21 protein-coding genes, 1 pseudogene and 1 riboswitch are annotated in these 25,873 nt (G+C 40.3%); of the genes and pseudogenes, 8 read left to right on the top strand and 14 right to left on the bottom strand.

The annotated features are described in order from the left end of the window. Positions 1–55 precede the first annotated feature (55 nt). The 5 genes and pseudogenes from UB51_RS23180 to UB51_RS23160 all read right to left on the bottom strand — a co-directional run. Entirely contained in the window at positions 56–2,404 is a 2,349-nt protein-coding gene (locus UB51_RS23180; protein WP_044879330.1) for a transglutaminase domain-containing protein, read from the bottom strand. Positions 2,405–2,795: 391 nt separating this feature from the next. After that, positions 2,796–3,995 (bottom strand): GNAT family N-acetyltransferase, encoded by a 1,200-nt coding sequence (locus UB51_RS23175; RefSeq protein WP_044879329.1) that lies wholly within the window; start codon positions 3,993–3,995, stop codon positions 2,796–2,798. A gap of 92 nt (positions 3,996–4,087) precedes the next feature. Further along, positions 4,088–4,852: a sugar phosphate isomerase/epimerase family protein gene (locus UB51_RS23170; protein WP_044879328.1), complete on the bottom strand. Its 765-nt coding sequence runs from the start codon at positions 4,850–4,852 to the stop codon at positions 4,088–4,090. Positions 4,853–5,046: 194 nt separating this feature from the next. Further along, entirely contained in the window at positions 5,047–6,105 is a 1,059-nt protein-coding gene (locus UB51_RS23165) for a Fic family protein (RefSeq protein ID WP_044879327.1), read from the bottom strand. 406 nt (positions 6,106–6,511) lie between these two features. Next, positions 6,512–6,796, bottom strand: a pseudogene (locus tag UB51_RS23160) (beta-glucosidase); the annotation flags it as partial. 577 nt (positions 6,797–7,373) lie between these two features. Here UB51_RS23160 and UB51_RS28595 point away from each other — a divergent pair. Together UB51_RS28595 and UB51_RS23155 are read left to right on the top strand one after the other, a co-directional pair. Further along, positions 7,374–7,547 (top strand): hypothetical protein, encoded by a 174-nt coding sequence (locus tag UB51_RS28595; protein WP_199924963.1) that lies wholly within the window; start codon positions 7,374–7,376, stop codon positions 7,545–7,547. A 104-nt stretch (positions 7,548–7,651) separates the two neighbouring features. Continuing rightward, positions 7,652–8,959, top strand: a complete 1,308-nt coding sequence (locus tag UB51_RS23155; RefSeq protein WP_044879325.1) for an amidohydrolase family protein — start codon at positions 7,652–7,654, stop codon at positions 8,957–8,959. Between the two features lie 36 nt (positions 8,960–8,995). Here UB51_RS23155 and UB51_RS23150 read toward each other — a convergent pair whose 3' ends face one another. From UB51_RS23150 to UB51_RS23140, 3 genes are all read right to left on the bottom strand, one after another. Further along, a complete protein-coding gene (locus tag UB51_RS23150; RefSeq protein ID WP_044879324.1) occupies positions 8,996–9,970 on the bottom strand; it encodes a LacI family DNA-binding transcriptional regulator in 975 nt (324 codons plus the stop codon). A gap of 75 nt (positions 9,971–10,045) precedes the next feature. After that, on the bottom strand, positions 10,046–10,693 hold the full coding sequence (locus UB51_RS23145) for a YczE/YyaS/YitT family protein (RefSeq protein ID WP_044879323.1): 648 nt from the start codon (positions 10,691–10,693) through the stop codon (positions 10,046–10,048). Then, on the bottom strand, positions 10,690–11,577 hold the full coding sequence (locus UB51_RS23140) for a Cof-type HAD-IIB family hydrolase (protein ID WP_044879322.1): 888 nt from the start codon (positions 11,575–11,577) through the stop codon (positions 10,690–10,692). The genes UB51_RS23145 and UB51_RS23140 overlap by 4 nt, the downstream gene beginning before the upstream one ends. Positions 11,578–11,955: 378 nt before the next feature. Beyond that, positions 11,956–12,040: riboswitch (cyclic di-GMP riboswitch) on the top strand. Positions 12,041–12,120: 80 nt separating this feature from the next. Here UB51_RS23140 and UB51_RS26630 point away from each other — a divergent pair. Further along, positions 12,121–12,402 carry a hypothetical protein gene (locus UB51_RS26630; RefSeq protein WP_052676046.1) on the top strand — a complete coding sequence of 94 codons (282 nt, stop codon included), beginning with the start codon at positions 12,121–12,123 and terminating at the stop codon, positions 12,400–12,402. Further along, entirely contained in the window at positions 12,393–13,970 is a 1,578-nt protein-coding gene (locus UB51_RS23135) for a carbohydrate-binding protein (RefSeq protein WP_052676045.1), read from the top strand. The genes UB51_RS26630 and UB51_RS23135 overlap by 10 nt, the downstream gene beginning before the upstream one ends. A gap of 245 nt (positions 13,971–14,215) precedes the next feature. Here UB51_RS23135 and UB51_RS23130 read toward each other — a convergent pair whose 3' ends face one another. The 5 genes from UB51_RS23130 to UB51_RS23110 form a co-directional block, all read right to left on the bottom strand. Then, positions 14,216–14,917 (bottom strand): beta-lactamase family protein, encoded by a 702-nt coding sequence (locus tag UB51_RS23130; protein ID WP_144407057.1) that lies wholly within the window; start codon positions 14,915–14,917, stop codon positions 14,216–14,218. A gap of 432 nt (positions 14,918–15,349) precedes the next feature. After that, positions 15,350–15,568 carry a helix-turn-helix domain-containing protein gene (locus UB51_RS23125; protein WP_044879320.1) on the bottom strand — a complete coding sequence of 73 codons (219 nt, stop codon included), beginning with the start codon at positions 15,566–15,568 and terminating at the stop codon, positions 15,350–15,352. A gap of 10 nt (positions 15,569–15,578) precedes the next feature. Further along, positions 15,579–16,064 carry a DUF2975 domain-containing protein gene (locus tag UB51_RS23120; protein ID WP_044879319.1) on the bottom strand — a complete coding sequence of 162 codons (486 nt, stop codon included), beginning with the start codon at positions 16,062–16,064 and terminating at the stop codon, positions 15,579–15,581. Positions 16,065–16,557: 493 nt separating this feature from the next. Beyond that, positions 16,558–17,778, bottom strand: coding sequence for an MFS transporter (locus UB51_RS23115; protein ID WP_044879318.1), 1,221 nt, complete (start codon positions 17,776–17,778; stop codon positions 16,558–16,560). A gap of 21 nt (positions 17,779–17,799) precedes the next feature. Next, complete coding sequence (locus UB51_RS23110; RefSeq protein ID WP_199924962.1) at positions 17,800–18,837, bottom strand: ROK family transcriptional regulator; 1,038 nt, start codon at positions 18,835–18,837, stop codon at positions 17,800–17,802. Positions 18,838–19,021: 184 nt separating this feature from the next. Between UB51_RS23110 and UB51_RS23105 the strand changes: the two genes are divergently transcribed. The 4 genes from UB51_RS23105 to UB51_RS23090 all read left to right on the top strand — a co-directional run bounded on the left by UB51_RS23105 (position 19,022) and on the right by UB51_RS23090 (position 22,611). Beyond that, positions 19,022–19,771 carry a C40 family peptidase gene (locus UB51_RS23105; RefSeq protein WP_044879317.1) on the top strand — a complete coding sequence of 250 codons (750 nt, stop codon included), beginning with the start codon at positions 19,022–19,024 and terminating at the stop codon, positions 19,769–19,771. A gap of 223 nt (positions 19,772–19,994) precedes the next feature. Continuing rightward, positions 19,995–20,555, top strand: coding sequence for a TetR/AcrR family transcriptional regulator (locus tag UB51_RS23100; protein WP_044879316.1), 561 nt, complete (start codon positions 19,995–19,997; stop codon positions 20,553–20,555). Positions 20,556–20,709: 154 nt separating this feature from the next. Next, on the top strand, positions 20,710–22,302 hold the full coding sequence (locus UB51_RS23095; protein WP_082063234.1) for an oleate hydratase: 1,593 nt from the start codon (positions 20,710–20,712) through the stop codon (positions 22,300–22,302). Positions 22,303–22,317: 15 nt separating this feature from the next. Then, positions 22,318–22,611, top strand: coding sequence for a hypothetical protein (locus tag UB51_RS23090; protein ID WP_044879314.1), 294 nt, complete (start codon positions 22,318–22,320; stop codon positions 22,609–22,611). Positions 22,612–22,992: 381 nt separating this feature from the next. Here the strand turns inward: UB51_RS23090 and UB51_RS23085 are convergent, their stop codons facing one another. After that, positions 22,993–25,779 carry a glycoside hydrolase family 3 C-terminal domain-containing protein gene (locus tag UB51_RS23085; protein ID WP_044879313.1) on the bottom strand — a complete coding sequence of 929 codons (2,787 nt, stop codon included), beginning with the start codon at positions 25,777–25,779 and terminating at the stop codon, positions 22,993–22,995. Positions 25,780–25,873 lie beyond the last annotated feature (94 nt).

Genomic DNA, 25,873 nt, shown 5'->3' with positions numbered 1-25,873 from the left:
TGTCAAAATAAAAAACTCTCTCGACCGAAGTCGAAAGAGTCTTATCATTATAAGCCTAATATTTAACCATAATATAACTGCTTAAACTACCCATTTGAGCATTCTTTAACTTATCCTCAGGTAGGACACTCAAGGCTTTTTGCGCTTCCTCTATTAAGACTGCTTCATCAATTCGACCTGCAAGACGAACCACGATGAAAGTATTTCCCTCTTTTACCTTTTCTAATAATTTTGCCCCTAATTCACTAGAAGATGTGGCTTCCAAATCATTTGCTTTGTAATAATCCTTAGAGCCATCTTTCGCATCAAATTGTGAGATCTGACTATCTATCCAAAACTCTTTACTCACTGTGAAATTAAGAGATTTAGCTGTTTCATCACTAGAGTTAAACAAGAGATAAGGAATGCCGCTATTGGTAGCATTATTCGTAGAGTCCACATTCACCCAACCGTTATCCAGTTTCACCTTATTCCAAGCATGTGGAACGCCACTCATATCTCCCGTAACGACTACACTTTCTAAACCCGCTAGGTCGCTCAAAATCTTATAAACGGAAGCATAAGAGGCACATACCCCGACTTTCTTGACCATAATCCCGTAAGTATTGAAAGAATCATTGAACTTAGGGTCTACTTCTTGGAATCCGCTCGCTTCCGCACTTGCTAAAGCTTCACCGTCATACTTCGTGTTTTCGTTCAGATAATCATAAATAGCTTTATGCTTCTGCTCTACCGACATATCTGATTTGATCGTGGAAGAAACAATTTTTTTAGCCTCGGCAATGATCTCTTCTTGTTTCTTCTTAATGGATTCAGCTGTGTCATCATACTTAATTGTCAGATTCAAGGAATCGTAATCGTAACCAAATCCCTTTACCCCAAGAACAAGCGGGTTTTGATACATGGATTTTTGCAATACATCCGATAATGTCTCAAAATTCTGAGCCTCAGGGAAAGCCCTTAAGGAAATCTCCTGCTCAGCATTCATCATTTTCAAAGCCAAATACTCTTCAAGAGCAGAATCAGCATTTACTTCTACATCTTTAATTAATTCAGGTGCAGATACCGTTTCCTTGTTACCCTCTTCTACCTTCTTCTCGGTATTCTGTTTCTGAGTATCTGTTACATTGTTAGAGGGTCCTTCTTGAGTTTCAGAAACTTCCTCTTGTTGGATGACAGTAGGCACATCTGGAGAAGGGACATAATCTGTAGTATTCTTAGGTTCTATATACCCCGTGCTCGTTTCTGACATTTGACTATCTTTTAATTGTTGGATATCAGCTTCAGTGATGTCCTTTACGTTGACAAGCCCCTTGAAAGTTGTTCCTTCTACCGTATAATAAACTGGGGTTTTATTGGATTCTTGAATCTTAATATTGTCTGTATCGTAAATAATATTTCGTGAAGACAAGGAACCATTGACAAATTCCACACTAGCCCTCTTAGGTAATTGGGAGAAAGTATTATAACTATTAAAGCCGATATCTCCCTCAAAGTTTTCAGGAATTCGTGTGGATAAGCTGGTCGTGCTTACCACATTACTGAAGTTAGACTCCTTATCCTCATTTACCGCGGTTACATAATATTCTCCATTAACCCCTAAGTTTTGATGGGTTTTGTAATAATCATCTGGATCTGGTTCTTCTGGATCAAAGCTAGAAAGGAAATAAGACAACTCAGTTTCTTTCACTTCCCTTTCAAGATGTGGAGACTGAAACAGTCCACCATAACCCTCTTCAGGTCCGTTTAAAGGTAGGTTTTCTGCCTCTCCAATACGTCCCATTATTTTTCTATTATAAACTCTGTACGATGTCGCTCCTTCTACTTTATCCCAAACCAACTTGAATTCTCCACTATTATTGATCTCGTATCTTAATGTTGGATTAGGCAAATCTGATTTGATCGTGAAAGGAACGATAATAGGCCTTTCAAGTTTTGTAGGTTCAGGTGCGTCAAGATCATAGTTGATTCTAATATAGTAGATCGGAGCATTACCCCATCCACCTTCCTTGGTATCAGAGGAGGTTAAAACACTATCAATCGGCTTTATCTGAATCGTATTTGAATTGGAAAAACTTATAAAGTCTGTGAAAGTAAATAGCTTACTCTGTTTAAGGGCTTTTACATCGGTATGTACTGAAATAATATCATCAGCGATAACACTGACAAACTCACTCTTGAATTTGAAAGTAAAAACCTCGTCTCTTGCTACATTGTACATCGGCATTAAGGACTTGTCCGCTTCAGTGCCGTACTTCTTCTTAATATCTAGTACTGTTACACTACTTGTTTCGGACAGCTTAGGTCCATTTTCAGATAAAGCAACGTCTGTTTGCCCAGATTCAGACCCCGAACTCCCAGAACACCCTGTTAAAACTAGCATTATTGCAGATAAAACTACCATTAAACGCCTCACTACGTACACCTCTTTCGACAAAATAGTTATTCTCTTAACGAACTAAAGAACTAGATCCAAGTAAATACAGGATAAAACAAGGAAAATAGACATGGTTATATTTACCTATTCATTTAGAATACTATATACTCACATTAACTTCCACAAGTTTCTCCTTCGATACCTACTAACGATTAGGGGCAAGACAAGCTTTAACTCCGCGTAAAATTTGAGATAATCTCCCCGTCATCAATGCCGTGTAACACAAAAACGAAGAAAGAGCTCGCCACCTCGTTTCAGTGACAAGCTTTTTCTTCGTTAGTCCGACGAGAACCTCAGGAAGCTGACATCAAGGTATTCATCCATAGCGGTCCCGGTTTTCTCCGTACCTCCATTTCACCTAAAAGAAATCCATCAAGTGTGTCATACGAATCGGAATCCTCTGTTCTAACAGCGCTACACTCTCTTTAGATCCACTCATTCGTCCCACTTCACATAACCAAGAAGGCTTGCGAGTTCCAAGTAACATCACAGTTAGCGCTTGAATATCACAGGTTATCCCGCATACTTCCATTTCGCCACTTTCCTTATCCACTTTCGCCATTTCAACTCGATCAAGCCGAGCCACACCTTCTTTACTCCACACCAGCTTAAATACGCCATTATTCCAAGGTGCATGGTCATCAGTTAGCGTAATTATCACTTCTTCCTCCCGCTCCCTTGGTAGCCATGCATATTGGCTCACGAAAGCTTCCACATCTACGATCCGCGACATGAAGTATGAAAAAACCTCCTGCTTAATTCTAGGATCAGGAAGTAAGAATGGTAGCGAGTCATCCATAGGAGCCATCAGGATAACTTCATCGATCATGGAGTCATGATTACCTATATAGGTCCACAGAGCCAGCCGAGCCGTCTCATTAATACTTACTAACTCATGAATCGTCAGCTTGCCATTTGCTACCTCATAGAACACGTAACCTTCTACCTTACCCGTGTCAGTCGTATAAACCGCTACAATCCCCGGCTTATACAGAATCTTTTGCTCCCACCAGTCCGCCGTCCTAATAAGCGTTCCTGTATAGCGTGAAGCATATTGTGTATACACCAAATCAAGGATGTCTATGTCTGGCTTAGGCATCCGCTCAACACGTCCCGATACATCTACCCGATGAGGAAGTTGGCCAGTTTTAATCGTGTACTTCTTCACCTCAACTGTCATTTCCCAACCGAATTTACGATAAAAGGGAATGGAGAATGGGTGCAACATACTGACCGTCTGTCCATTCTTACGCATCGTTTCAAGCGAATGCTCAAGAAGCTTACTTACGCAACCTTGCCTTCTCGTTTCCGGCCATGTCGCTACTCCCCCAATTCCACCCATGGCAAACTTCCGTTCTTGAATCCAAACTTCTAGGGGGAAAAGCAATAACGAGGACAGTAGCTTACCCTGCTCGTCAAACACACCCCACTCCTGATCCGGACGGAATTCTAGCCTCTGGTTTTCCATATCGTCCGGTGATAGTCGATTTTGGAAAGCGAATTGCGATAAGGCCATCCTTTCCTCGAATTCATCTACCGTTAGTTGTCTAATTTCCATTTATTATCACTCGCTTCATATATTATTGGATATCGCTACTATGTATAAGGGACCAGAACATCATCGTCCGGGCCTCTTCTTGTGGGCTATATTTAAATCCAACCACGTTCTTTGAACCAAGCATAGTTGAGCCTCGCACTTTCTAGCGAGGATACATCATATTGCTCTTGCTCAATGATGACATACTCCACACCAGCCGCTTCGCAAGCCGCTAATGTAGAATCCCAGTCGACAGTGCCTTTACCGATTTCCGTATCCTTGCCATCTGCTTTAAAATCCTTCGCATGAACGACGGGAAGACGCCCTGCATATTTGTTCACGTATGCTGCTGGATCTTGACCTGCTGCCTTAACCCATCCTAAGTCGAACTCCGCGAACAGCTGATCTGCTGGAACTCTCTCCAGAATGTGATCAATAACTGGCTTACCCTCAACCGGCATGAATTCGAACGCATGGTTATGGTATCCGAATTCAAGTCCAGCAGCTTTAACGATCTTAGCTGCTTCTGCGAGGGTATCCGCCATTTTGTACACATCATCTAGTGTTGGATTGTCTTCAAGTGGATAAGAAGGCACGATAAAACGCCTCACACCAAGCTCAACAGTATACTCCACAGATATCTTCAGGTTTTCCCAGACGGATGCTTCATTAACAGTAAGACCGACATGCGCAGAAGTTGCATTCAAACCGGAATCCACTAGTGCTTGACGGACTTCCTTAGCCGAGTGACCGTAGTATCCGGCTAACTGTACATTCTTATAGCCAATTTCTCCAATTTCCCGAATCGTCCCCAGAAAATCCTTCTCGCTACGATCTCGAACGGAATATAATTGAATTCCTACTTGTGGTTTACTCATTACTATCCCACCATCCCTGTTATTTACTAGTGTTCGCTCGGAACTCCGAACGGTATAAACTCACTTACTTCTTTCTATATATAAGGTTGGAAATGAGTTAGTACGAATCATCTTCATTTTAACCTCATTTCCACAAGCCGGCGATTTACTTTTGAAAAATTCCGTCCATTACCTGACACCCTCACTTTTCTGGTCTAGTGAGATTTCACTCTCCACTTTGCACTACGTCCCATCCCATCCCGTAGGACAATGCCTTCCTCACTCATTTTCTTAAGTGCGGCATTAATTGTCGGACGCGCAATATCGGGGCATCGTTCTTCAATATCTGCTGCAGTGAAGGAACCTAGCATCCCTTTAACCATTTCTCTAATTCGAGATGATTTTTGCCCTCTACCATCTGTAATCAAACCTGCGCGATTTTCAAACTCTTTATATGCGGCCAATATGACCCCAAGAAAATACTCTAGCCAAGGAACTAATTGATGCCCATCTTCATGCCACCCTTGCGATGATCGATGCAAGGTCGCGTAATATCGATCTTTTGTATCTTCAATAATTTTCTCCAACGAAATAAATCTTCCGACTTCATAACCTGCATGATATAAACTAAGAAGAGTAAGCAGACGAGCCATTCTTCCATTACCATCCCTAAATGGATGGATGCAAAGAAAATCAAGAACGAATGCTCCAATCGCGATCAAGGGATGCGGATATTTCTTCTCCATAGCTGTTGAGAATGAGGTACACAGATCAGACATTGCCTCATTAGTTTGAAACGCAGGCGTCGGTGAGAACCGTAAGATTTCCTTACCGTCTAGTTGTCTCTCCGTAATCGCATTGTCGTTTATTTTGAAATGTCCACCTTCACCGGGAGAGAATTTGTATAACATCCCGTGAAGCTGTTTGATTAAATTAGGGGTTATCGGGATCTCTTGCGCAGAAGCATGAATCTGCGAGAGTACCATACGATACGCAGCAAGTTCATTCTCGGATCGATTTTGAGGCGTAGTGCTTTCAGCCATTAGCTTTTTTAGTCGTTTACCGTTTACCACAATACCTTCAATTCGGTTCGAAGATTCCGTGCTTTGTATGGTTGCGACTCCCTGAAGTCTCTTTAGGATCTCTGGAGATTGGTACGAATACAGCCCTTCTTTTCCTTTGTACTCAGAAATCGCCGCTACGAGCTCGAACACCTCATGCGTTAAAATAGATGAAAAATTCCGTTGCATATAGTTATTTTTATAGCTAGACATCCATACACCTCCAATACTATAACTTATATTATAACCCATAAACTCATATTCTATTAACGAAAATATAAGTTTATGTGCCAGTGATCGAATTGAACTACGGAATTCTATCCACACTATATTCTTGAAAACCCTTGATAAACGCATCATTAAACACGGTTCCAAAACAAAACAGGAGAAAAAAATCATTTTAAATAATGGCCAATCATTTCTGGAAAGAAAATGGAAATCTGTAAAAGTATTTGTCCCTAGTTTTGTACCTGACCTGTCCACTTGCGTACGACATCCATTGTCGCTGGATGGCAATCTATGTTTAGAAAAATAATTATAAAAAAAGAATCAAACGTGTGGGGCATTGTTGACATGCTCACCGTTTGATTCTTTTTCCGTAAAATTAACGTTTCTACATTTAAACTTGTTTAAATTCGATCCAGTCAATCTGCAAGCCTGGTTTGACGAAATTCAACTTCAATTCATAAAGACCTGCTTCTAATTCGATTTTTACAAGCTTCTGTCTGATCCATCTACCGTCTGTACCATTCGTTTGAATGGTCGTCATCTGTTGATCGTTCAGCGTCACGTTGCAAGCACTTTGCGCCAGTTCGGATTCCGGAGACATGATGTGCACAATAATCCGATACTCGCCAGCCAGATCCACTTTCACAAAAGTCGATCCGGCTGCGGCAGGTTTCACCACGGCTTCGGCTTTCGGCGGAGTAAGCGACAGCTTGTTAGACTACGGAATTCCAGTTGCTTGTACGGCGGACGGCCCGTCCGGGATTCGGATGGACAGCGGGCAGAAAGCGACGCAGGTTACCATCGACCGAAATTAGTTAGGAGTCACTTAACTCTCCAATTAGGAACAGACAGCAGGCCTATGGTTATAAGAGAATAATAAGAGTGCCCAAGAAATCATTCAAATCTACTCCATGCGTTGGGATGGCTCGCCGCGGCGAAGCCTACAACCCTCCTAAAACGTTGCCTATCCAGCTAGCAGCTTAACTGATAATCTACCGTTTCGTTGTACGAGTTGCTTCTTTCCAAAACTTGATTGTTACGGAAAGAGGTACCGGCAGAAAAAAGTGTTGAGGGGGATATCCTTGATTATGAAAAAAAATTTTTATTACTATTGACATGAAACCACTCCCACAAAATATACTCAAGAAGACTACTAGTAGGCGTAACACGAACGAATGAAGATTTTATAGGCATAGTGGCGTTACTACTAGTATTTTTTAGCTAATAAATAGTTTAAAGGGGTTATTTGGGATATGAGTGAACTACAAATATTCGAATGGTTGAAAAAACATAATGCTCCTTTTGCTTTGAAATTAAAAATATTGGAACTTTTCCAAGCCAATACACTACTTATAGAGTTTGATAAAGAATTAATGGAAAAAGAAAGGCAAATAATAATTCTGCGTAAATATGTTATAGGTAGTTAACTAAATATTACCTAAAATTTGACATGGTACCGGTTCCATATTTTAGGATGATAATATGTCTTATGTTAAAAATAAGATAATATATTTTCCAGGAGGAATCATCTATGCAGTTTAATACATCATTTACTAGTCCAGCCTATCTTGAAACAAGCGGGGTTATGAGCCTTGCTAATATTTCCTATAATAACAATGAATGGATTCATTTTGAAATAGGCGAAGAAGGGTTTTCCAAGAAATCTGGTGCTTATTTAGTTCCATCCCTCCCAATAGAATTTCACTGCCATGGAATTGGTGATTATGATTTTAGTAATTTAGATGAATTAAATATTGAAAAAGTCAATACACTAGCCGAATATGAAGGAATTTTCTGTGTACCTTCCATCTTTCTTCCACATAACCAATTAGATCAATTTGTAACTTTTATGAAAGATTTTCATAAGCAAAAGAAAAAGGGGTTCTATCGTAATATTTTAGGTATATCATTAGAAGGACCATTATTGGCTAGTTTTGCAGGTACACCAGAAAAAGGAAACTGGGCACCAAAGAAAGAAGAATGGGAAAAAATTGCATCTTGTGGTGAATATGGTCTCATTTATACTGTACTTTCTCCAGATGCTATGACTGAAAACTCCTATCTAAAGAAGTATATAACTGAGGAGCATCCAAGCTTAGACTGGATTGTGGATACGCTGGTAGAAGCTGGGATTAAGCCTGCGTTAGGTCATTTCCAAAAGGCATATCCAGAAGAAACTTCAAAGCTTATTATGAAGGTTATAGATACGGCGCAAAAACGTAGTAATTATACTGGATCAGATGCTGTAATAACAGACCACTTATTTAATGATATGCCTAATAATTTTAAACACACTTGGAGAACATCTCAAGAAAGAGTGCATAGATTAGAAGGATTAAAAAATGCTCGATTGGACCAATGGAAACTAGATGATATAAACTCAGTAGTTGGAGAAGTTCCTGGTACTTTAATGAGAGCTGCTAAAGAAGGTTTGTTAACAATCTGTATGAATTTTGATGGTGAGCATGTAGATTTAGAAGTTGCGCGGAGAGTTGTGGAGATCGTTGGCTCTAAGGGTATTATTGCAATGACAGACCGTATTGACACAGATTCTATGTGTGGTCAGTCATTACAAAAGATTGAAGGGAATAATTTATGGTATCAAGGAAAAGGATATGTAGCGGCGGGCTCTTATACAATTGATCGACTCATGCATAATATTCGCGCTATCGGTTTTAATGAAAAGGATGTATGGAATATGACCTCATTTGTTCCATTACAAGCTTGTAATTACCTACATACACTTGAGAATCTATCCATGAAACCATTCAGTTTTATAGATGAAACTAAAAAAAGAACACATTTTAAAGCTCCTGTGCCAGAACTGGTTCTAGCTTAAGTAAAGAAAAGACCTCATTTTGAATGTGGTCTTTTCTTATGTTGACTTTCTTTTAATAAGCTCTAGTTCCAATGTATTAATGGTTGGAACATCTTTATTATTAATTAAATTATATAATAAATTTGCTGCTGTCTCACCCAACTCTTTAATGGGTTGATGTATCGTTGTAAGATCCACCACTTTCGATATTGTCTGATTATCAAATCCTATAACTGCCAAATCTTCAGGTATCCGTATTCCCTGATTCTTAGCTTCGTAGATGATTCCGGCAGCTACATAATCACTTCCTACAACCATAGCCATAGGACGGAACGGCTGCTCTAAAAGTGTTTTTGCTACTTCAATTCCATCCTCAATTGTATACTGTTCATCAAAGTACCAATTATCTCTCCATTTTAAGCCGTATTCCTTTTGATAGTGAAAAAATGATTTCTTTCTGCTCATTCCCACACCACTTTTAGGATTTCCTATACATAGACCAATGGCTTGATGGCCTTGATCTCTTAAGTGATTAATAGCCATTTGCATTCCGGACTTATGATTAATAAATACATTTGCAATTTGTTTACTTCCAGAAGCTTCGCAGGAAACGACTTTTCCAAAATAAGATAATTCATCGAGTATGTGGCAAGGACTTATACATGATCCCAAAATAAGACCATCAACAAGCTTGTATTTTAATTTGTTAAAAAACTCTAGTTCTTGTTCAGGGTCGTTATTAGTCTGGTGCACGAGTAAACTATAATTATGTTTATTACACTCTTTACTTATTCCTTCAATTAAGTTGCTAAAAAACGGATGGCTAATTCTAGGTACAATTACTCCAATTACATTCGTCTTTCCTTTGGATAGGTTTACAGCATTGAAATTCGGGACGTAATTTAATTCCTTCATGGCTTGTAAAACAGCATTTCGTTTTTCAGGTTTGACATAAGGATGATTATTGAGAACCCTAGATACCGTTGTTCGAGAAACGTTTGCTTTCCTGGCTATCTCTGTAATATTAGTCATCCACCATTACTCCTTACAACGTTAAGTAAAAGAACCCTTGTATATTAATGTTTCTTTCTGTGTAAATTCTTCAAATTATAAATCGACATTCTCCTGACTGTACGCCTTACTGTAAATAGAACGTGGCATTCCCACCTTGTGTAATAGTTGATCAAACAGACCTACGAATACCCCAAGACATAGAAGTACAATAATGGTTCCTAATCCAACCGGACCTTGGAGTACAATTGCAAGTACAAAACCTATAGTTTCCCCAATAGTTTTTGTAACATTAATACCCCAACCTGTTCGTGCAGTGATAGCTAACATCAACTCATCATTTGGTACGGAGGGAAAAGATGCCCGCAAGTAAATAGCAATTCCCAAGGCCAGTATACATAGTCCTACAAAAAATAAACTCCATTGAAAAAGTAAAATATCTACTTTTATAAAAGATAGAATCTTTAAGTTTAAAAGGTCAAAAAAAGCTCCAATAATGAAGATAGGAATAAAACCAGCTATATTAGGAGGCTTCATTTTTATCAGGCTATTTACAAAAATAAGGATTCCACCAACAATGAAAACCCATGATCCAATTGAAAGTCCGATTCGTTTTGATAATGCAACATTCAAGGCATCCCATGGAGCAATTCCTACATTGGATTTAATCATACAAACAATACCTAGAGATAAAACAAATAATCCAATAATATAAATCAGACATCTTTGAAAGAAATAGTTCATGATTTCGCTTTCCTAACCAAGTTGTCGTTTTCCTTCTCAGACGTTTGGATATAATGCTCGAAAGCATAAGCCACACCACAATTATTATTCGATAAAGTTCTGAAAGTAGCCACCTCACTAAGCCTTTCATCTGCATTTCCCATGGCTATCCCTATTCCTGCTACTTTAAACATAGGCATATCATTTAGATTGTCACCAATCACTATTGCATTTGCTACAGTTTTTTTGTAATATTCACAAAGTTTATGTAGTGCTAATCCTTTATTTACTCCTGCACTCATAATTTCTAGGTTGAATGATCCAGAGCTAGCTACAACACACCCGTCCATTTGACTAAAATATTCTTTAGCTTGCTTTAACTTACTTCTGCTTGGAGAAACGATCATAAATTTGATGACAAAATCAATAGAGTTAATTATACCAGAAACTTCTTCTAAACCGTATTGATAGATTTGAGCTTTAATAGATTCACAAAACACATCTTTGTTAAAATGGGGATCTTGACTTACTATATCATTTAGCTGCTTTTCTAGTTGATGAATTCCCTGATTTGATACAACAATCTTGTCAGATAAATACACTTGAAAATAGATATTTTCTTTGTTTAGCCATTGTATGATAGCTTGAGTTACATCTGGACCTATAAAATGTTCGGATATTTTTTTGTTATCTACATAGATTTGAGCTCCGTTCGATGCAATGATTGGACAATTCAAATTATATTTATTCATAATGTGTTTTGCATCAAATAAAGCCCTTCCTGTTGCAATTGTTACAATATGATTTTGCTTTTGTCCTTTCTTTAAGGCGATTACGTCTCTTTCTTGGATAGTTAGGTTGTCAGATAACAGAGTACCATCTAAGTCAATTGCGATTATCTTCATGTTGCTTCCCTCATTTCTTGAATTAAAAAATTTATAGCCAGTATAACGTATGGTACGCATTTCAGAGCAAATATATTTTTTCCTTTCAAGATGAAAATTCCATTATATTGTTCAGAAAGTCACGAGTTTTGTGAGTTACATAGGTTCTGTCAGGCCATCAAAGCCGATGATGACTAATTACTGCAGTTTCGACTCGCAGATAACGGGACGGGTGCTTGCTGTGGATCATTTTGCCCTATTGATAATTCGAATCATCTTTGATCATCTAGTTCTAAAGTATCCAAAAAAGGTCAAGTAGTACCAATGCCTACTTTGAATATACTACCAACTGTTTATAAAATTGGTATATTAGCGTGTTACTGTTTGATAGAAGCAAATAGAAAAATGTGGAAAATCTATAGAAATATAGGGACACAAAACTACAGGGACTAAGGTTATATAACTATGTCAGCCTGTTGCCAAAGAGTATATTATGCTACTCCTTTGGGGTAGATTTTTCACGTGTTCAGGTAGGCAGTCATTAAAAAATAGGAGGAAGTCAACGTGAAAAAAATGTTAGCAATCGTGGTATCTGCATCCGCAGCAATACTATTTAACGTTTCAGTTAGCCCAGATCTTGTTATGGCGGAACAATTACCAAGTGTGAATGTAGTGAGCAATGTGATGGAAAGTACAGTGAACTTCGCAGAAACGACCATAACCGCAGAACAGCATGGAGATATGGAGAAGCATGCCCGGCAAAATTTAAGAATGGGTTTAGGTACGAATAGACAGCCAACGGGGTTCGTCGCTATGCCTGGCAAGCAAATGTTTATGTGGATGTAGATTCAATCGATAAAGTGCCTTCGTTAGTCTTTTTCCAACAAGAGGGTTCATGGTCCAGTTATCTCAAAGAAGTGGAACTACGTCCAGGTAACAATACGATAACCGTACCGGAGATCCTCACGGATAGTTTATATTCAATTGATGTCACCAAAGGCGGCCCAGTGTACATCGTAAATCCATTCACTCCTGCAGAGCAGGGGAAGGCGCCTCTCATCAGATTTGAAGGGTTAGAGAGATTCCCTGTAATGACGAAGGCTACGAATGTGGAACAATTTAAATCTTTCTTAACAGCATATAAACAGAGTCTAGACCAAGACAAAGTTGCACATCCAAATGTTAAAGATCGTAAACTAATAGACGTAGTTGAGATGGTTAGCGATCGAATCGTATTTACCGGAACGGCTACCGATGCGTACAATCAATATATTACGCAGGGCCATAACCCAATGGATACATTAACGGGCTATGACTTCTGGATGCAAAAGAGCTTTGGCTTCTATGGTCTGGATGGCCGTAGTGAGATCCACGATCCTAAGCTGATCAGGGAAAATATAAGATTGATGCAGCCGTGGGGTTATATGTATGCAGCAGGTGACCATGTAGGGATCCAACGCGAACAGGCAGATCTTCCTTTGAGTGATTTCAGCAAGTCGTATCCAGGCTGGGGCTTGAATCACGAGATTGGGCATCGCATGGCTGTTGAAGAACGAGAGTACGGTGAGATTACGAATAACATGATATCCATGATGATGTCAGTAGACTATCATGTTCTGGAACTGGATAATCCGATCAGGATCAACTATGAAGCTGAACTCTATAAATATGTCATTGCAGAAAATAAAGTGGAGATGGCCAAACTGGGATTTGATGCTAGATTAGGACCGTTTTGGCAGTTGGAGATGGCTTATCCAGGATACTGGAACAAGTTAAACAGCCTATATAGAGAAAGGAAAGTCACGCTTACAATTGATGATGATAACTCGAAACAGCAATATTTAGTCGAATTCTCTTCCGAGGTGCTAGGCTTAGATTTAAGCAGCTTTTTTGCTAGACACGGATTCAACGTAAACCCTGAAACAAGGGAGAAATTAGTTAAATATCCGGCTTCCGACAAGCTATGGTATCTGAATCATACGGTGGTCAATTATACAGGCACAGGAATAGCAGATAAGAATGCGACATTAGAAGTAGGTATAACGAATATAACGACTAACTCCAACACATTAAGCTTGAATATCGATCAAGCCTATCAGAATGACCTCTTAGGCTATGAAATCTACAGAAACGGTGAACTAGTTGGCTTTACGAGTACAAATCAATTTGTGGACCAAGGTGTCGAGATAAATACGAATTATACGTACCAAGTCGTTGCGTATGATAAAAAGCTAAAAACGTTGAATCCAGTGGAGACTTTCGTGCCGGCAGTTTCCGAATGGAAACCAAACACATATTACGCGGTTGGAGCGCTAGTTACCTACAACGGTTCCATCTATACATGTAGTCAAGCTCACACCACACTAACTGGCTGGGAACCACCTATCGTTCCTGCTTTGTGGTTGCTAAAATAATTAACGATTAGAATAAGAAAAAAGCATGATGTTCCCAACTGGGTTCATCATGCTTTTACTTTTTGTACACCATAAAATTGTCTGTCGAGGATCATATTACATTAAAGCTTAATCAGGATTTTGACCCTATGCATTATGTGAAGGCAACTAGCGATCAAGGAAATGATATTACAAACTCCTGAAAAATCAGAATTTAGCTCCTCATTTTGCTGATTTTAATCCACTAAAGTTGGGCCCTTATTCCACTACATCGGTAATGCATCGAGTCTCCGCTTATAGGGTAGTTCTAATTTATCCCAAGCATAAATTACTTTTTGTATTTTTCCCATGGAATCTATATGGAATGTAAAGGTGCTATCGCAAACCTCGCATGCAAAAACAACGAGGTCAGCACTTTCAGATACTAGTTTTAATAGATATTTCCTCCGTTTTGATTCCTGAATGAAGAGCCGATCTACATTTAAACCTCCACCTTCGAAGCTGATTGTAAACCTCCAACCTGTCGGTGGGAAGCAATAATCTCCGGTAAATGATTTGTATTTTTCATAATCCATATTCTCTTGTATATCCGGTTTCACCATGACTTCTGGTTCCTGAGATAACAGTATGCTTTTAATCCCCTTTACAATTCTGCCTGTCGGTACTGCATCATTATTGCTTAGTACGATAACAGTAAACTCACCATTCACGTAGCTGTGAACGCTACAGGTGTAACCATAGATGTTTCCATCTACAAACACCTCATTCACCGGATCGTTATTTACGAAACAGCCATAACCTACCGACGCCCCTATGTACCACAAAAAGTCGTTGGGGGTTATCATCTTTTGATACGATTCCTTGTTAATTATCGTACGGTCAGCCAATGCTTTTACCCATCTCAACAAGTCATCTGCATTGGAGTACAGAAAGCCGCAATGGAACAGAAATACCAAAAAGCAAGTCAAGGATAACTACCTTGACCTGCTTTTTTTGGACATCAGTCTCTTTTTTAGAAAAGTGAGTGTCTCGTCAGAAGATTAATCTACTTATGGGACAGCCCCTTCCATTCACAATACCTACCTGGCAGGCTCAGGGTTGGAGAATGTGCTTGCACAGGAGTATATAGAGGAGGATTCATTTCCCTTCACCTTCTATTTCGAAGTGCTTTCCTTATGATTTTACAATAAAGGAGCTGCTATGTAAGTAATAGTGAGCTCCTTTATTTATTCCTATGGAGGCGAACCGTGGCTATGCAAAACCACAATTCCCCGAGTTGTGATGTTAAGGATATTTGGGGAGGTGGCATGATCCATCCGGTCTGTTGGTCTTCACCTAGCCATAGCTTAACTTTGATCAACTATCTTGTCCCGTTAGTTAAACAAATTAGTTATCTGTTTTTATTGAGTGTCTTCGTCGCTTTTGTACTCCAAAATATCACCTGGCTGACAATCCAAAGTCTTACATATCGCTTCTAATGTTGAAAAACGAACCGCTTTTGCTTTCCCATTTTTCAGATTGGAGAGATTCGCCATAGTAATTCCAACTCTCTCCGAAAGCTCCGTTACGCTCATTTTTCGTTTTGCTAACATCACATCAATATTAATGATAATTGTCATATCCTCCACCTCAGACCGTCAAACCATTTTCTGATTTTATGTTAATCGCTTCTTGTAGAAGCCGTTGTAGGATAGCAGCAAAAACGGCGATAATCAACGAAGCAAAAATGATGATAAGTCCCATTAATCCAATAGGAGGGTCTACTTTCTTTGCTATAAAACGAAAGAGTGGCAAACCTAATACATACAAACCACTGATTGTAATCGCACAGCACTTTATGTTCTTTAACGCCTTTACAGATAATTCCGAGAACGCTGTGTTCTCGTCAATATACCGTAAAAGATTTAAAGCCTGATAGAGAGCAAAGTAAAAAGGCACAGCCGCTCCATACATCACGATAAAAACGAGATATTTCATTGGGGCAATATTTGGATACAATTTTGCTGCAAAATTCGCCATATGGGGCACTAAAAATATACACAAAGCAAGCACTGCAATCCCAGCCAGAAAAATAATTACCTTTAAAAAAGTGGTTGAACCTCGTTTAACATTCATTTAAAAACACCTCATTTATTTAATGACAACATGATCTTAGCATATGATTTATCGTTTCACAATAAATTTATATTGTTTTTTATTATTGTTATTGAAATATCCTTTTAATTTTGACAAAAATAAAAAGCATTTCTCATTACAAAAGAAATGCTTTTGCTTAAAAATGTCTGGTCTGAATCAAATCCTAAAAGCTCCAAAAAAAAATTTCAAAAGTATCGAGATAACCCCACCAACTAGTCCAAAAAGTAGCCCTTTTTTAATAATCATATGATGTCATCATCCTTTAAAAGTACATACTAGCTCCATATCCGTAATATTCAAGATTATAAATCTTATCGCTTCGCGATTCTACGTCGTTCATCTCAGATCCATTGACATCGAAACTACGTTTCCAACAGCTTATCGATTTACTCGGTAGCTTTATGGACTACCGCTGTTTTATTCAACTCCCTCGATACGATATAGTTTTCTCACTAAACATCCTTAATACTCTTTAACGAATACTTTCTCTTATTCCCACATGTAATTTCTTCAAGAAATGATTTAGCTTTTCTGTACACAAGAGCATCACAATGGCAAACATAATAATAAACCACGGAAAGATACTAATGGTTGTATTAGTTGCAAGTAATCCAAGAAAAGGAGGTATTAGCGTACTCCCCGTATAAGCAGCTGCCATTTGAAAGCCCATGATGGACTGAGCCTTCTTTTTCCCAAATCGCACAGGCGTCTCATGTAGCATACACGGAAATATGGGTGCTAACCCCAATCCTACAATCGTAAATCCAACAAGTGAGAGGATCGGTGGGAATGGTAACACAAGCAATACCGTACCGAATAAAGCGATAAGCTGGCCGTACCTAATCAGCATTCGACTACTCACTTTAAACGTGATAAATCCAGTAATCATTCGGCCAACTGTAATTCCTATGAAAAACCAAGAAACCCATTGTGCCGCTGTTGCTGCAGGTAAATTCTTTATATTTACAAGAAAGCTACTTCCCCATAATCCCATGCTAGCTTCAATTCCACTGTAAAATAAGAAGGTTACCATCGCTAGTTTGACCCCTTTTATTCTCCATGGCTTTGTATTCTCAGAAAGTTGCTCTAACTCTTGATTAATCAACTCATCTTCAGCCTCAATATTTATGTCATGATTACGTTTAGCAACTCTATCCCACAAAGGAAGCGTAACGAATAGAATGATGACTAGGATCACTTGAATACCCGCAACAACGAGATAGCCTTGTCTCCAAAGATTATCACCAGAAATAGACGCAGCCATAATAAATGGACCCAGCGTAGCGCCTACTCCCCAAAAACAGTGTAGCCAACTCATATGATGTGCTTTGTAGTGAATAGCAACATAATTATTTAATCCTGCATCTACAGACCCCGCACCTATACCTAGTGGAATCGCAAAAATAACTAACCAGATTAGTGAAGGAGACCATGCAAAACCAAATAAAGCTCCTGCTGTCAAGATACAACTCACAAGTGTCACTTTCCCAGTACCAAAACGTTGTAGCACTGTACCGCTTAACAAGCTTGACACAATCGTATTGCCTGCAATAACCATTGAAATAATTCCGGCAGTTCCTAATGAAACATTCAGATCCAAACTCATCACAGGCCATGCTGATCCAAGCAATGAATCGGGCAAACCTAGACTAATAAACGCTAAATAAATAATAATTAAAAAGAAAGTTGCCATCGATATCTGTACTCCTTAGTGTTAGTCATCTATTTGTTGTGAAATCAATAAACTCAATCCAAGACGTTGTAATCCATTTAGATAATCATGCTTCAAGTCACTCGCGGCTAACTCTGGGAGATGTTCTTTCGGAACATATGTGGCACTTCGCTCAGCAATTTGATGAAGCATCATCGTTTCTATTTCATCGTCACCAAAAATAATATAATGAGGATTTAAGATAGAGGTAATGGAGGCCACTAATCGGCTGATCGCATCTATTTTTTTCTCCATTTGTTCAATACTCGTCTCTCCACCATTTCCGCTTGATAAAGCTTGTAGGAAATTTCTATCGTCATACTGTGGAACAAATGAGACTTCTCCTGAAAAAAACGTTTTCCCCCGCACAATTTCACCGTTGATAACAATCCCTGCACCAGGACCGTTTTGCCCCAAATACAAATAAAACAAAGAAATGTTGTTCCCTATTTTCCTTTGAGCCATATAGCCGATTACAGCCGCATTCATGTCATTCTCTACAACAGTCGGGATAGAGAGTTGCTCCTCTATATGCTTCTTAAGATCAAGATTATGATAGTTCTCATACCCTGGTATAAGAAAGATTTTACCGTTATTAACTGCACCTGGAACACCAATGGCCACAGCATTCATGTTAGGATAAGTATTCCTTTTATTCTCAATAAATGTGGTTAGCTGTAACACATCTTGCTCTAGCATACTATGAGTATTACCTTGCTCAATAACTTCGCCCAAGCAATTAAAAACAGTATAGTTCGTCTCACTTTTCTCTAAAAAAATAGCTAGGCCCAGCATATAATCTGGACGATATGTATATCTTATCGCCCTTCTTCCCCCGCTTGATTCATCAAGACCAACGGTTGTTACTTCCCCTCTATCCTCCATTTGCTTCAGAAACTTACTGATCGTTGGAAAACTAATTTGTAAATTATGACTCAATTCAACCTTCGTTGCACTTCCTTGCTCTAATAGTGCAGATCGAATGCAACGTATCATTTCCGATTTTGTATGTTGCGAAGTAAGTCGTATATCACTCACCATACTCCCCACCTTATTATCATAGTCACTTATTAAATGAATTTAATAAGTGACTATGATAATAGCAGGAATACGTCTTACTGACAAGATGATATGTGAATGTAGCACTTATTCCCCCCATCTTGAATCAAAGAAAACAAATATAGACATTCTAAAATCATATTACCTTAGAGAGGTACGTGATTTCGTGAGAAAGCTATCGGTTCAGGTGCTCACATTAGGATTAAGCTGCAGCTTTATCCTGATATCTGCATGCTCGTCAAAAAATGAAATACGCCCACGTTCCGTTAATAACCACAAGACTAAAATTGTTTCAGAAGAACAAACGAATGACCCCGATCTGTACTTCGGAGATTTAGGTGTTGAACAACAATCTAATTCCCACCACATACGAAGTTTGACTGCAGATCCGAACCAAAAGGTGTTACTAGATCCAAATGGATTTCCACTCATCGAACAACACCCTAACCCTTCCATTGAGCCGAGCCATAAGAATTATGTGGAGAACCTCATAAAAACCGCTGAATCTTATATAGGAACCCCTTACTTGTATGGTTCTGACCGAACTGAGCCTTCTACGTTCGACTGTTCCGATTATACTCGGTGGGTGTTCATGACTTCATTGGGCATGGATTTGCCGTGGGATTCGAGGAGTCAAGCTGCATATGTTAATGCCTTTTCCAAGAAAAACTATACTTCACTGAAAGAAGCGCAACGCGGTGATTTGTTATTCTTTTCTAGCTATAGAGGAAACAACGCATCTGACTATGAAAATTTAAAGCCTTCCGAAAAGACAATTACCCATGTAGGTATTTATATGGGGAATGGAAAGATCATTCATTCTCCTTCTAAAAACAGCGGCGGGGTTCATATTGGCGAATTGACGTGGAGGCAGTTGAATAACCGCTTCATCTTTGGAGGAAATATTCTTGACTAACTTTTAACCTGTGCTCGTCTCGGTTTATTTTTGACTTGCCCGAATTTGATCACCTGCTCGCTCGCTAGTGTATATAACTGACGATGCTAAGTAACCCAAGGGAACTAGTACTTAAGGATACGGACATTAAGGTTCTTGTACCGCTTGGCACGGCGCAGTTATAATAAACGAGAGTTTACTATCGTGTTTATAACTCTTTATAGCTTGAAAGGAGCTGTGCGATATGTCCGGGATGACTAAAAAAGCTTTGGCCGCATCTCTTAAAGCAATGATGGAACGATCATCGCTAGATAAAATTACAGTTAAAGATCTTGTTGCTGACTGCGGTGTGAATCGACAGACGTTTTATTATCATTTTCAAGATATATATGATCTATTGGATTGGATCTATAAGAGAGAAGCACTGGATAGTATCTCTAATTATCGTACATACGACACTTGGCAACAGGGATTTCTGAAGATATTTCATTATGTACTGGATAACAAGAAATTCTGTATGAGCACGTTCCGATCGATGGGTCGAGATCATCTGGATCTGTTTCTCCACCAGACGGTATTCGAGTTGCTGTTGACCGTCATCGAAGAAGTCAGCGCAGATATGCAGGTGCGGGTGGAAGATAAGAACTTCATCGCGAATTTTTACACCTATGCGTTTATCGGTATTATGCTGGAGTGGATCCGAAACGACATGACTGAAGATCCATGGATTATTATTGATCGATTAAGCATTCTAATTGAAGGCGATATGGAAAAAGCAATCAACAAGTACGTAAAGAGATGCTAACAAGGGGACTCCACTTTACCCTATATAACTAGACAATGTGAGGGCAGTGTATGGATTTCATACACTGCCCTCTTGGTGTCTAAGGTAAACGATCCATAGGTGCAGTATATTGATTCCACAGAGAAATATAAATTAACATATGGAGGTTACATCGATGGAAAAAGAATACGGAAACAGACAAGTTTACTTTATTGGCGGCGGTCTAGGTTCACTCGCAGGTGCATCCTATCTTGTACGAGATTGTAATTTTCCAGGTGAAAACATTCATATTTTAGAAGGTATGCACATTCTCGGAGGAAGCAATGACGGTGCGGGTGATACAACCAATGGCTTCGTATGCCGCGGCGGTCGTATGTTAAATGAAGAAACCTATGAAAATACATGGGAGCTGCTATCCTCCATTCCTTCAATCGAACAAGAAGGTGTATCCGTATGCGATGAGATTCTAGCTTTTGACCATGCGCATCCCACACATGCGAATGCTCGCTTGATTAACAAAGACGGCGAGGTTCTAGATGTCATGTCCATGGGCTTTAATACGGCCGATCGATTAGCGCTTGGAAGGTTAATGATCACGCCTGAGGAGAAATTGGACAATTTGCGGATCTGCGATTGGTTTGCGGAAACGCCACATTTCTTCGAAACGAACTTCTGGTATATGTGGCAGACGACATTCGCCTTCCAAAAATGGTCCAGCTTGTTCGAATTCAGACGCTATATGAACCGTATGATGTTTGAATTTCCTCGTATTCAAACTCTTGAAGGAGTTACACGCACTCCTTATAACCAATATGATTCGATTATTTTGCCGATCAAGACGTATCTTGATGGTTTCGGCGTTGATTTCAGCTTGAAATATACAGTGACAGATCTCGATTTCGAAGAAGGCGACGGTATCACGGTAACAGCGATCCATTATGAGCAAGATGGCAAATCGGGTATGATTCAACTTCATAATGGCGATTTGTGCATCATGACCAATGGCTGTATGACCGATAATGCAACCTTAGGTGATCTGAACACACCTGCTAAAATGGTTCCCGAGAATCCGATGTCAGGCAACCTGTGGGCGAAGATCGCAGCCAAGAAAGAGGGACTTGGCAATCCAGCTCCATTCTTCGGCAATGCAGAAGAAACGAACTGGGCATCCTTCACGGTTACTTGCACAGGCGACAAGCTGTTGAAGATGATCGAGAAATATTCCCGCAACAAACCGGGTAACGGTGCTCTAATGACATTCAAAGATTCCAATTGGTTGATGTCGATTGTCGTTGCCGCACAGCCTCATTTCAAAAATCAGCCAGCAGACACTACGATATTCTGGGGATATGGACTGTACACCGATAGAGAAGGCGACTATGTCAAGAAGCCAATGCGAGATTGCACAGGCAAAGAGATGCTGCTTGAACTGCTGCACCATCTGCATATGGAAGAGGATATGGATGAAATCATGGATAGCGTCGTGAATGTTATTCCATGCATGATGCCATACATTGATGCCCAGTTCCAACCACGTGCGATGAGCGATCGTCCAAAAGTGGTGCCAGATGGCTCCACCAACCTGGCAATGATTAGTCAGTTCGTTGAGATTCCAGAGGACATGGTGTTCACTGAAGAATATTCGATTCGCGCAGCCAGAATTGCCGTTTATACCTTGATGGGATTGAATAAGAAGGTGTGCCCGGTAACACCTCACATGTATGATGTTCGCACCTTGTTGAAAGCACTGAATACCTCATACAGATAAGGGAGGAAGCGAGCGATGAACGAAACATATAACATTACGATGCAAACCCCAATGGGTATGGAAAAAGGAACAATTACCTTTACGCAGGATGGTGACTCGCTTAGCGGATCATTGAACATTTTAAGAGGCAGTAACGCCTTTTCGGACGGGAAGGTCGAGGGCAATGCGTTTGTATTCTCAGGGGAGATCAAGAAGTTAATTACCAAGATTCCTTATACGGCAAAAGGTACTATTGAAGGCGATCACTTGACGGCTGTAGCCGATACGAAATACGGCAAGCTTGCAATCGAGGGGAATCGGGCCTCATAAGAACATTAATGAGGTTTATTAAAATAAGTATCATTCATTCATATAACCATAACCTAAGGGCAATCGCTGAGACTAGCGATTGTCCTTTTCTTGTTTTGATTATCATAGATGAAGCTTATCATTCGACTGCCACGGTGGTTTTTCATACAGCAATAGGGCTAGAGAGAGGAACGTCACTTAGTCGGGAATGATCAACAATTTGCTTATGTAGTCATTTGGACCACAATCTAGTCCCTGAATGAGAAAGAACCCGCTCACTGAGCGGGTTCTTCTAATGGAGGCGAATCGTGGAGAAGTAAATCCACAATTCATCGCTGCGTGTTGACTCAGTCGCTAACGAGACGACTTGATAGCTTAAAAACCTCATTTGCGTTTCTACATTTAAACTCGTTTAAATTCGATCCAGTCAATCTGCAAGCCTGGTTTGACGAAATCCAACTTCAATTCATAAAGACCTGCTTCCAATTCGATTTTTACAAGCTTCTGTCTGATCCATCTGCCGTCTGTACCATTCGTTTGAATGGTCGTCATCGGTTGATCGTTCAGCGTCACGTTACAAGCACTTTGCGCCAGTTCGGATTCCGGAGACATGATGTGCACAATAATCCGATACTCCCCGGCCAGATCCACTTTCACAAAAGTCGATCCAGCTGCGGCAGGTTTCACCTGTGCATTTTCGGATAAAGTTTGCGCTTGTTCCGACGAAAGAGACGGATTGGCTTTGAAAGTATCTACTGCTTCTTCAATCACCTGTTTTCTGGAGAATACCGGCGCGTGCATCAGGAACTCGCAAATATTGATAGCGCTGCGTTGCAGTTCTCCTCGGGTCAGGGTGCCGTTTTCCAGGGAATCTAGGGTATTGTCTTCCCACGCATTGATTTCCGCGCCGTAATTCATGACCACCATATAAAGATCGTTTTGCGCACGGACCATCCAGTTCGTATATTTCCGATCTGCAGGGCCTCCATTAACCACGTCGTTCATAATAGCCCACCAGTCCGTCATCACGATGCCTTTAAATCCCCACTCCTTACGAAGAATAGTGGTGTTCAAATCATAGTTGGAAGCCGCCCAGTGTCCGTTGATCGGATTGTAGGAGGTCATAATCGAATTCGCTCCGCCCTGCTTCACCGCGATTTCAAAACCTTTCAGATAAATTTCCCGAAGGGCGCGCTCGGACACGACAGCATCGACTTTGCTGCGATTCTTTTCTTGGTTGTTGCAGGCGAAATGCTTCAGCGTGGCGTTGGAACCGCCTTTCATAATCCCGCGCGTACAAGCTGCGGCAAACACCCCAGAGATTAACGGATCTTCCGAAAAATACTCAAAGTTGCGTCCGTTGAGCGGACTTCGGCGAATATTCAAACCAGGTCCAAGTAAGGCATCAATGTTATAGCTTAATAATTCCCGACCCTCCATGACATAAAGTTCTTCGACCAGTTCCGTATTCCAGGTAGCCGCAAGCAAGGTTCCGATCGCAACCTGTGTCGCTTTCTGCCCGCTGTCCATCCGAATCCCGGACGGACCGTCCGCCGTACAAGCAACCGGAATTCCGTAGTCTAACAAGCTGTCGCTTACTCCGCCGAAAGCCGAAGCCGTACCCGGTGTAACAAGCGGACTGCTCATGCCTTCTCCTCTGACAATCACCGCCAGATCCTGATCGCTAAGCTGGGCAATAAAGGCTTTCATGCTGACTTTTCCATCATACACATCCCTTAATTTGTAGCCCTGATTACCAGTTTGCTCTAAGGTTTTCGGCAGATATTTTTCAATCCGTTCTGCAATAGAAATCTTACGTTTCGGTACTTCTGCAAAGGTCAGTTCATACGAACCGTCTTCTTTGCGGGTGCCCGGCTTCATTCTCGTAAAGTTTTCAGATGGCGCCATTGCTTCTTGCAGTTGTTCCACGACTTGAAGAGTTTCTACAACGTAACCTCTTTGGCCTTCAATTCCAATTTCATTCACATTTTTAACACTGGTTCCCACATAAAAGCGGTATGTCCCTTCTTCCAGCACATAAGCGGAAGGATGCCCTGTCACACCGGCATCATCATAGGAAGCCATAGAATGAACGGAGAAGCACACAGTAAGACGCTGCGATTCACCCGGTTGAAGGGCTTTTGTCTTCCCGAATGCAGCCAGAACTTTAGCCGGCTGCCCCAGCTTTCCTTGCGGTGCTTCGTAATAAACCTGCACGACCTCTTTTCCTGCATAGGTTGTACCGATATTTTTTACGGTTAAGCCTATTTCAACGGATTGTTCTCCCTCTTTGAGGGTCAGTTTGGCTTCTTCGCACTCGATTTCGAACTGGGTATAAGACAACCCGTAACCGAATTCAAACTGGACTTTATCCCGTCGAAACGTTTCGAAATAACGGTATCCCACATAAATATCTTCCTGATAAACATTGTTAAGTTCATTGCCGTAATTTTGAGTTGATGGATAATCCTCGATTGAAAAAGCAATGGTGTCGGTTAGTTTACCGCTAGGTGTCACCTCTCCGACCAACACGTCGGCAATTGCATTGCCACCTTCCATGCCGCCTTGCCAAGCGTAAATGACACATGGAATCGGATGTACATAACCTTCATCGTACATCCAGCTCATATCGATAATATTCGATACATTCAGTACAACGGCTGTTTGTTCAAAATGGGTCGTCACCATCTTCAGCATCGTTTTTTCTTCCGCCGTTAACTGGTAGCTTCCTGACTCGTCGGCGTTATCCTGATCTTCTCCTGCTGTACGTCCAATCACAACGATCGCCTTGTCAGACTTTTGTCTTGCCTCTGACACCAACTCATCGGTTAAAGGCATTTCCTCTTGGTGCCAAGGCTCTGCAGCCCAGCCGCCTCCGCCATTATCAAATGGATTTTGCTCAATCCAATTTTCATATACAGTTGCTAATTCTTCGTTGATTGCGATGTTCTTTTTATTCCGAAGACCGTCCAACAAATTGGTTGTATGTGACACATGGACACTGCCGCCCGAACCTGTTCCGCTGCGATAATAATTAACTTGAGTTCTGCCAAAAATCGAAACGTTTTGATTTTTTTGAATGGGAAGAACATGTCCTTCATTTTTCAACAGCACGGCACCTTCTGCGGCTACTTTTCTGCTGAATTCAGCAAAACCTTCTAATGGAACTCCGAATTTCTGTGTGCTCAATTTTATTCCCTCCTGGTTGTCATCTTCATACATATTGATAATGTAGAAGGTAGTAGATGATCTAATTCTAACAAGTAATCTTTCATTGATGCAA

Origin of the sequence: Paenibacillus sp. IHBB 10380, from assembly GCF_000949425.1 — a bacterium.
Lineage (GTDB): Bacteria > Bacillota > Bacilli > Paenibacillales > Paenibacillaceae > Paenibacillus_AQ.
The sequence above is the reverse complement of the archived record's forward strand: the minus strand, read 5'-3'. Positions and strand labels throughout refer to the sequence as shown.

Excerpts from the sequence above, each read along its gene's own strand:
- UB51_RS23180 (WP_044879330.1), bottom strand. The coding sequence starts at position 2,404 with ATGGTAGTTTTATCTGCAATAATGCTAGTTTTAACAGGGTGTTCTGGG.
- UB51_RS23120 (WP_044879319.1), bottom strand. The coding sequence starts at position 16,064 with ATGAATGTTAAACGAGGTTCAACCACTTTTTTAAAGGTAATTATTTTT.
- UB51_RS23155 (WP_044879325.1), top strand. The coding sequence starts at position 7,652 with ATGCAGTTTAATACATCATTTACTAGTCCAGCCTATCTTGAAACAAGC.
- UB51_RS23125 (WP_044879320.1), bottom strand. The coding sequence starts at position 15,568 with ATGACAATTATCATTAATATTGATGTGATGTTAGCAAAACGAAAAATG.
- UB51_RS23110 (WP_199924962.1), bottom strand. The coding sequence starts at position 18,837 with ATGGTGAGTGATATACGACTTACTTCGCAACATACAAAATCGGAAATG.
- UB51_RS23165 (WP_044879327.1), bottom strand. The coding sequence starts at position 6,105 with ATGTCTAGCTATAAAAATAACTATATGCAACGGAATTTTTCATCTATT.
- UB51_RS23095 (WP_082063234.1), top strand. The coding sequence starts at position 20,710 with ATGGAAAAAGAATACGGAAACAGACAAGTTTACTTTATTGGCGGCGGT.
- UB51_RS28595 (WP_199924963.1), top strand. The coding sequence starts at position 7,374 with ATGAGTGAACTACAAATATTCGAATGGTTGAAAAAACATAATGCTCCT.
- UB51_RS23175 (WP_044879329.1), bottom strand. The coding sequence starts at position 3,995 with ATGGAAATTAGACAACTAACGGTAGATGAATTCGAGGAAAGGATGGCC.
- UB51_RS23145 (WP_044879323.1), bottom strand. The coding sequence starts at position 10,693 with ATGAACTATTTCTTTCAAAGATGTCTGATTTATATTATTGGATTATTT.
- UB51_RS23150 (WP_044879324.1), bottom strand. The coding sequence starts at position 9,970 with ATGACTAATATTACAGAGATAGCCAGGAAAGCAAACGTTTCTCGAACA.
- UB51_RS23140 (WP_044879322.1), bottom strand. The coding sequence starts at position 11,577 with ATGAAGATAATCGCAATTGACTTAGATGGTACTCTGTTATCTGACAAC.
- UB51_RS23115 (WP_044879318.1), bottom strand. The coding sequence starts at position 17,778 with ATGGCAACTTTCTTTTTAATTATTATTTATTTAGCGTTTATTAGTCTA.
- UB51_RS23170 (WP_044879328.1), bottom strand. The coding sequence starts at position 4,852 with ATGAGTAAACCACAAGTAGGAATTCAATTATATTCCGTTCGAGATCGT.
- UB51_RS23100 (WP_044879316.1), top strand. The coding sequence starts at position 19,995 with ATGTCCGGGATGACTAAAAAAGCTTTGGCCGCATCTCTTAAAGCAATG.
- UB51_RS23090 (WP_044879314.1), top strand. The coding sequence starts at position 22,318 with ATGAACGAAACATATAACATTACGATGCAAACCCCAATGGGTATGGAA.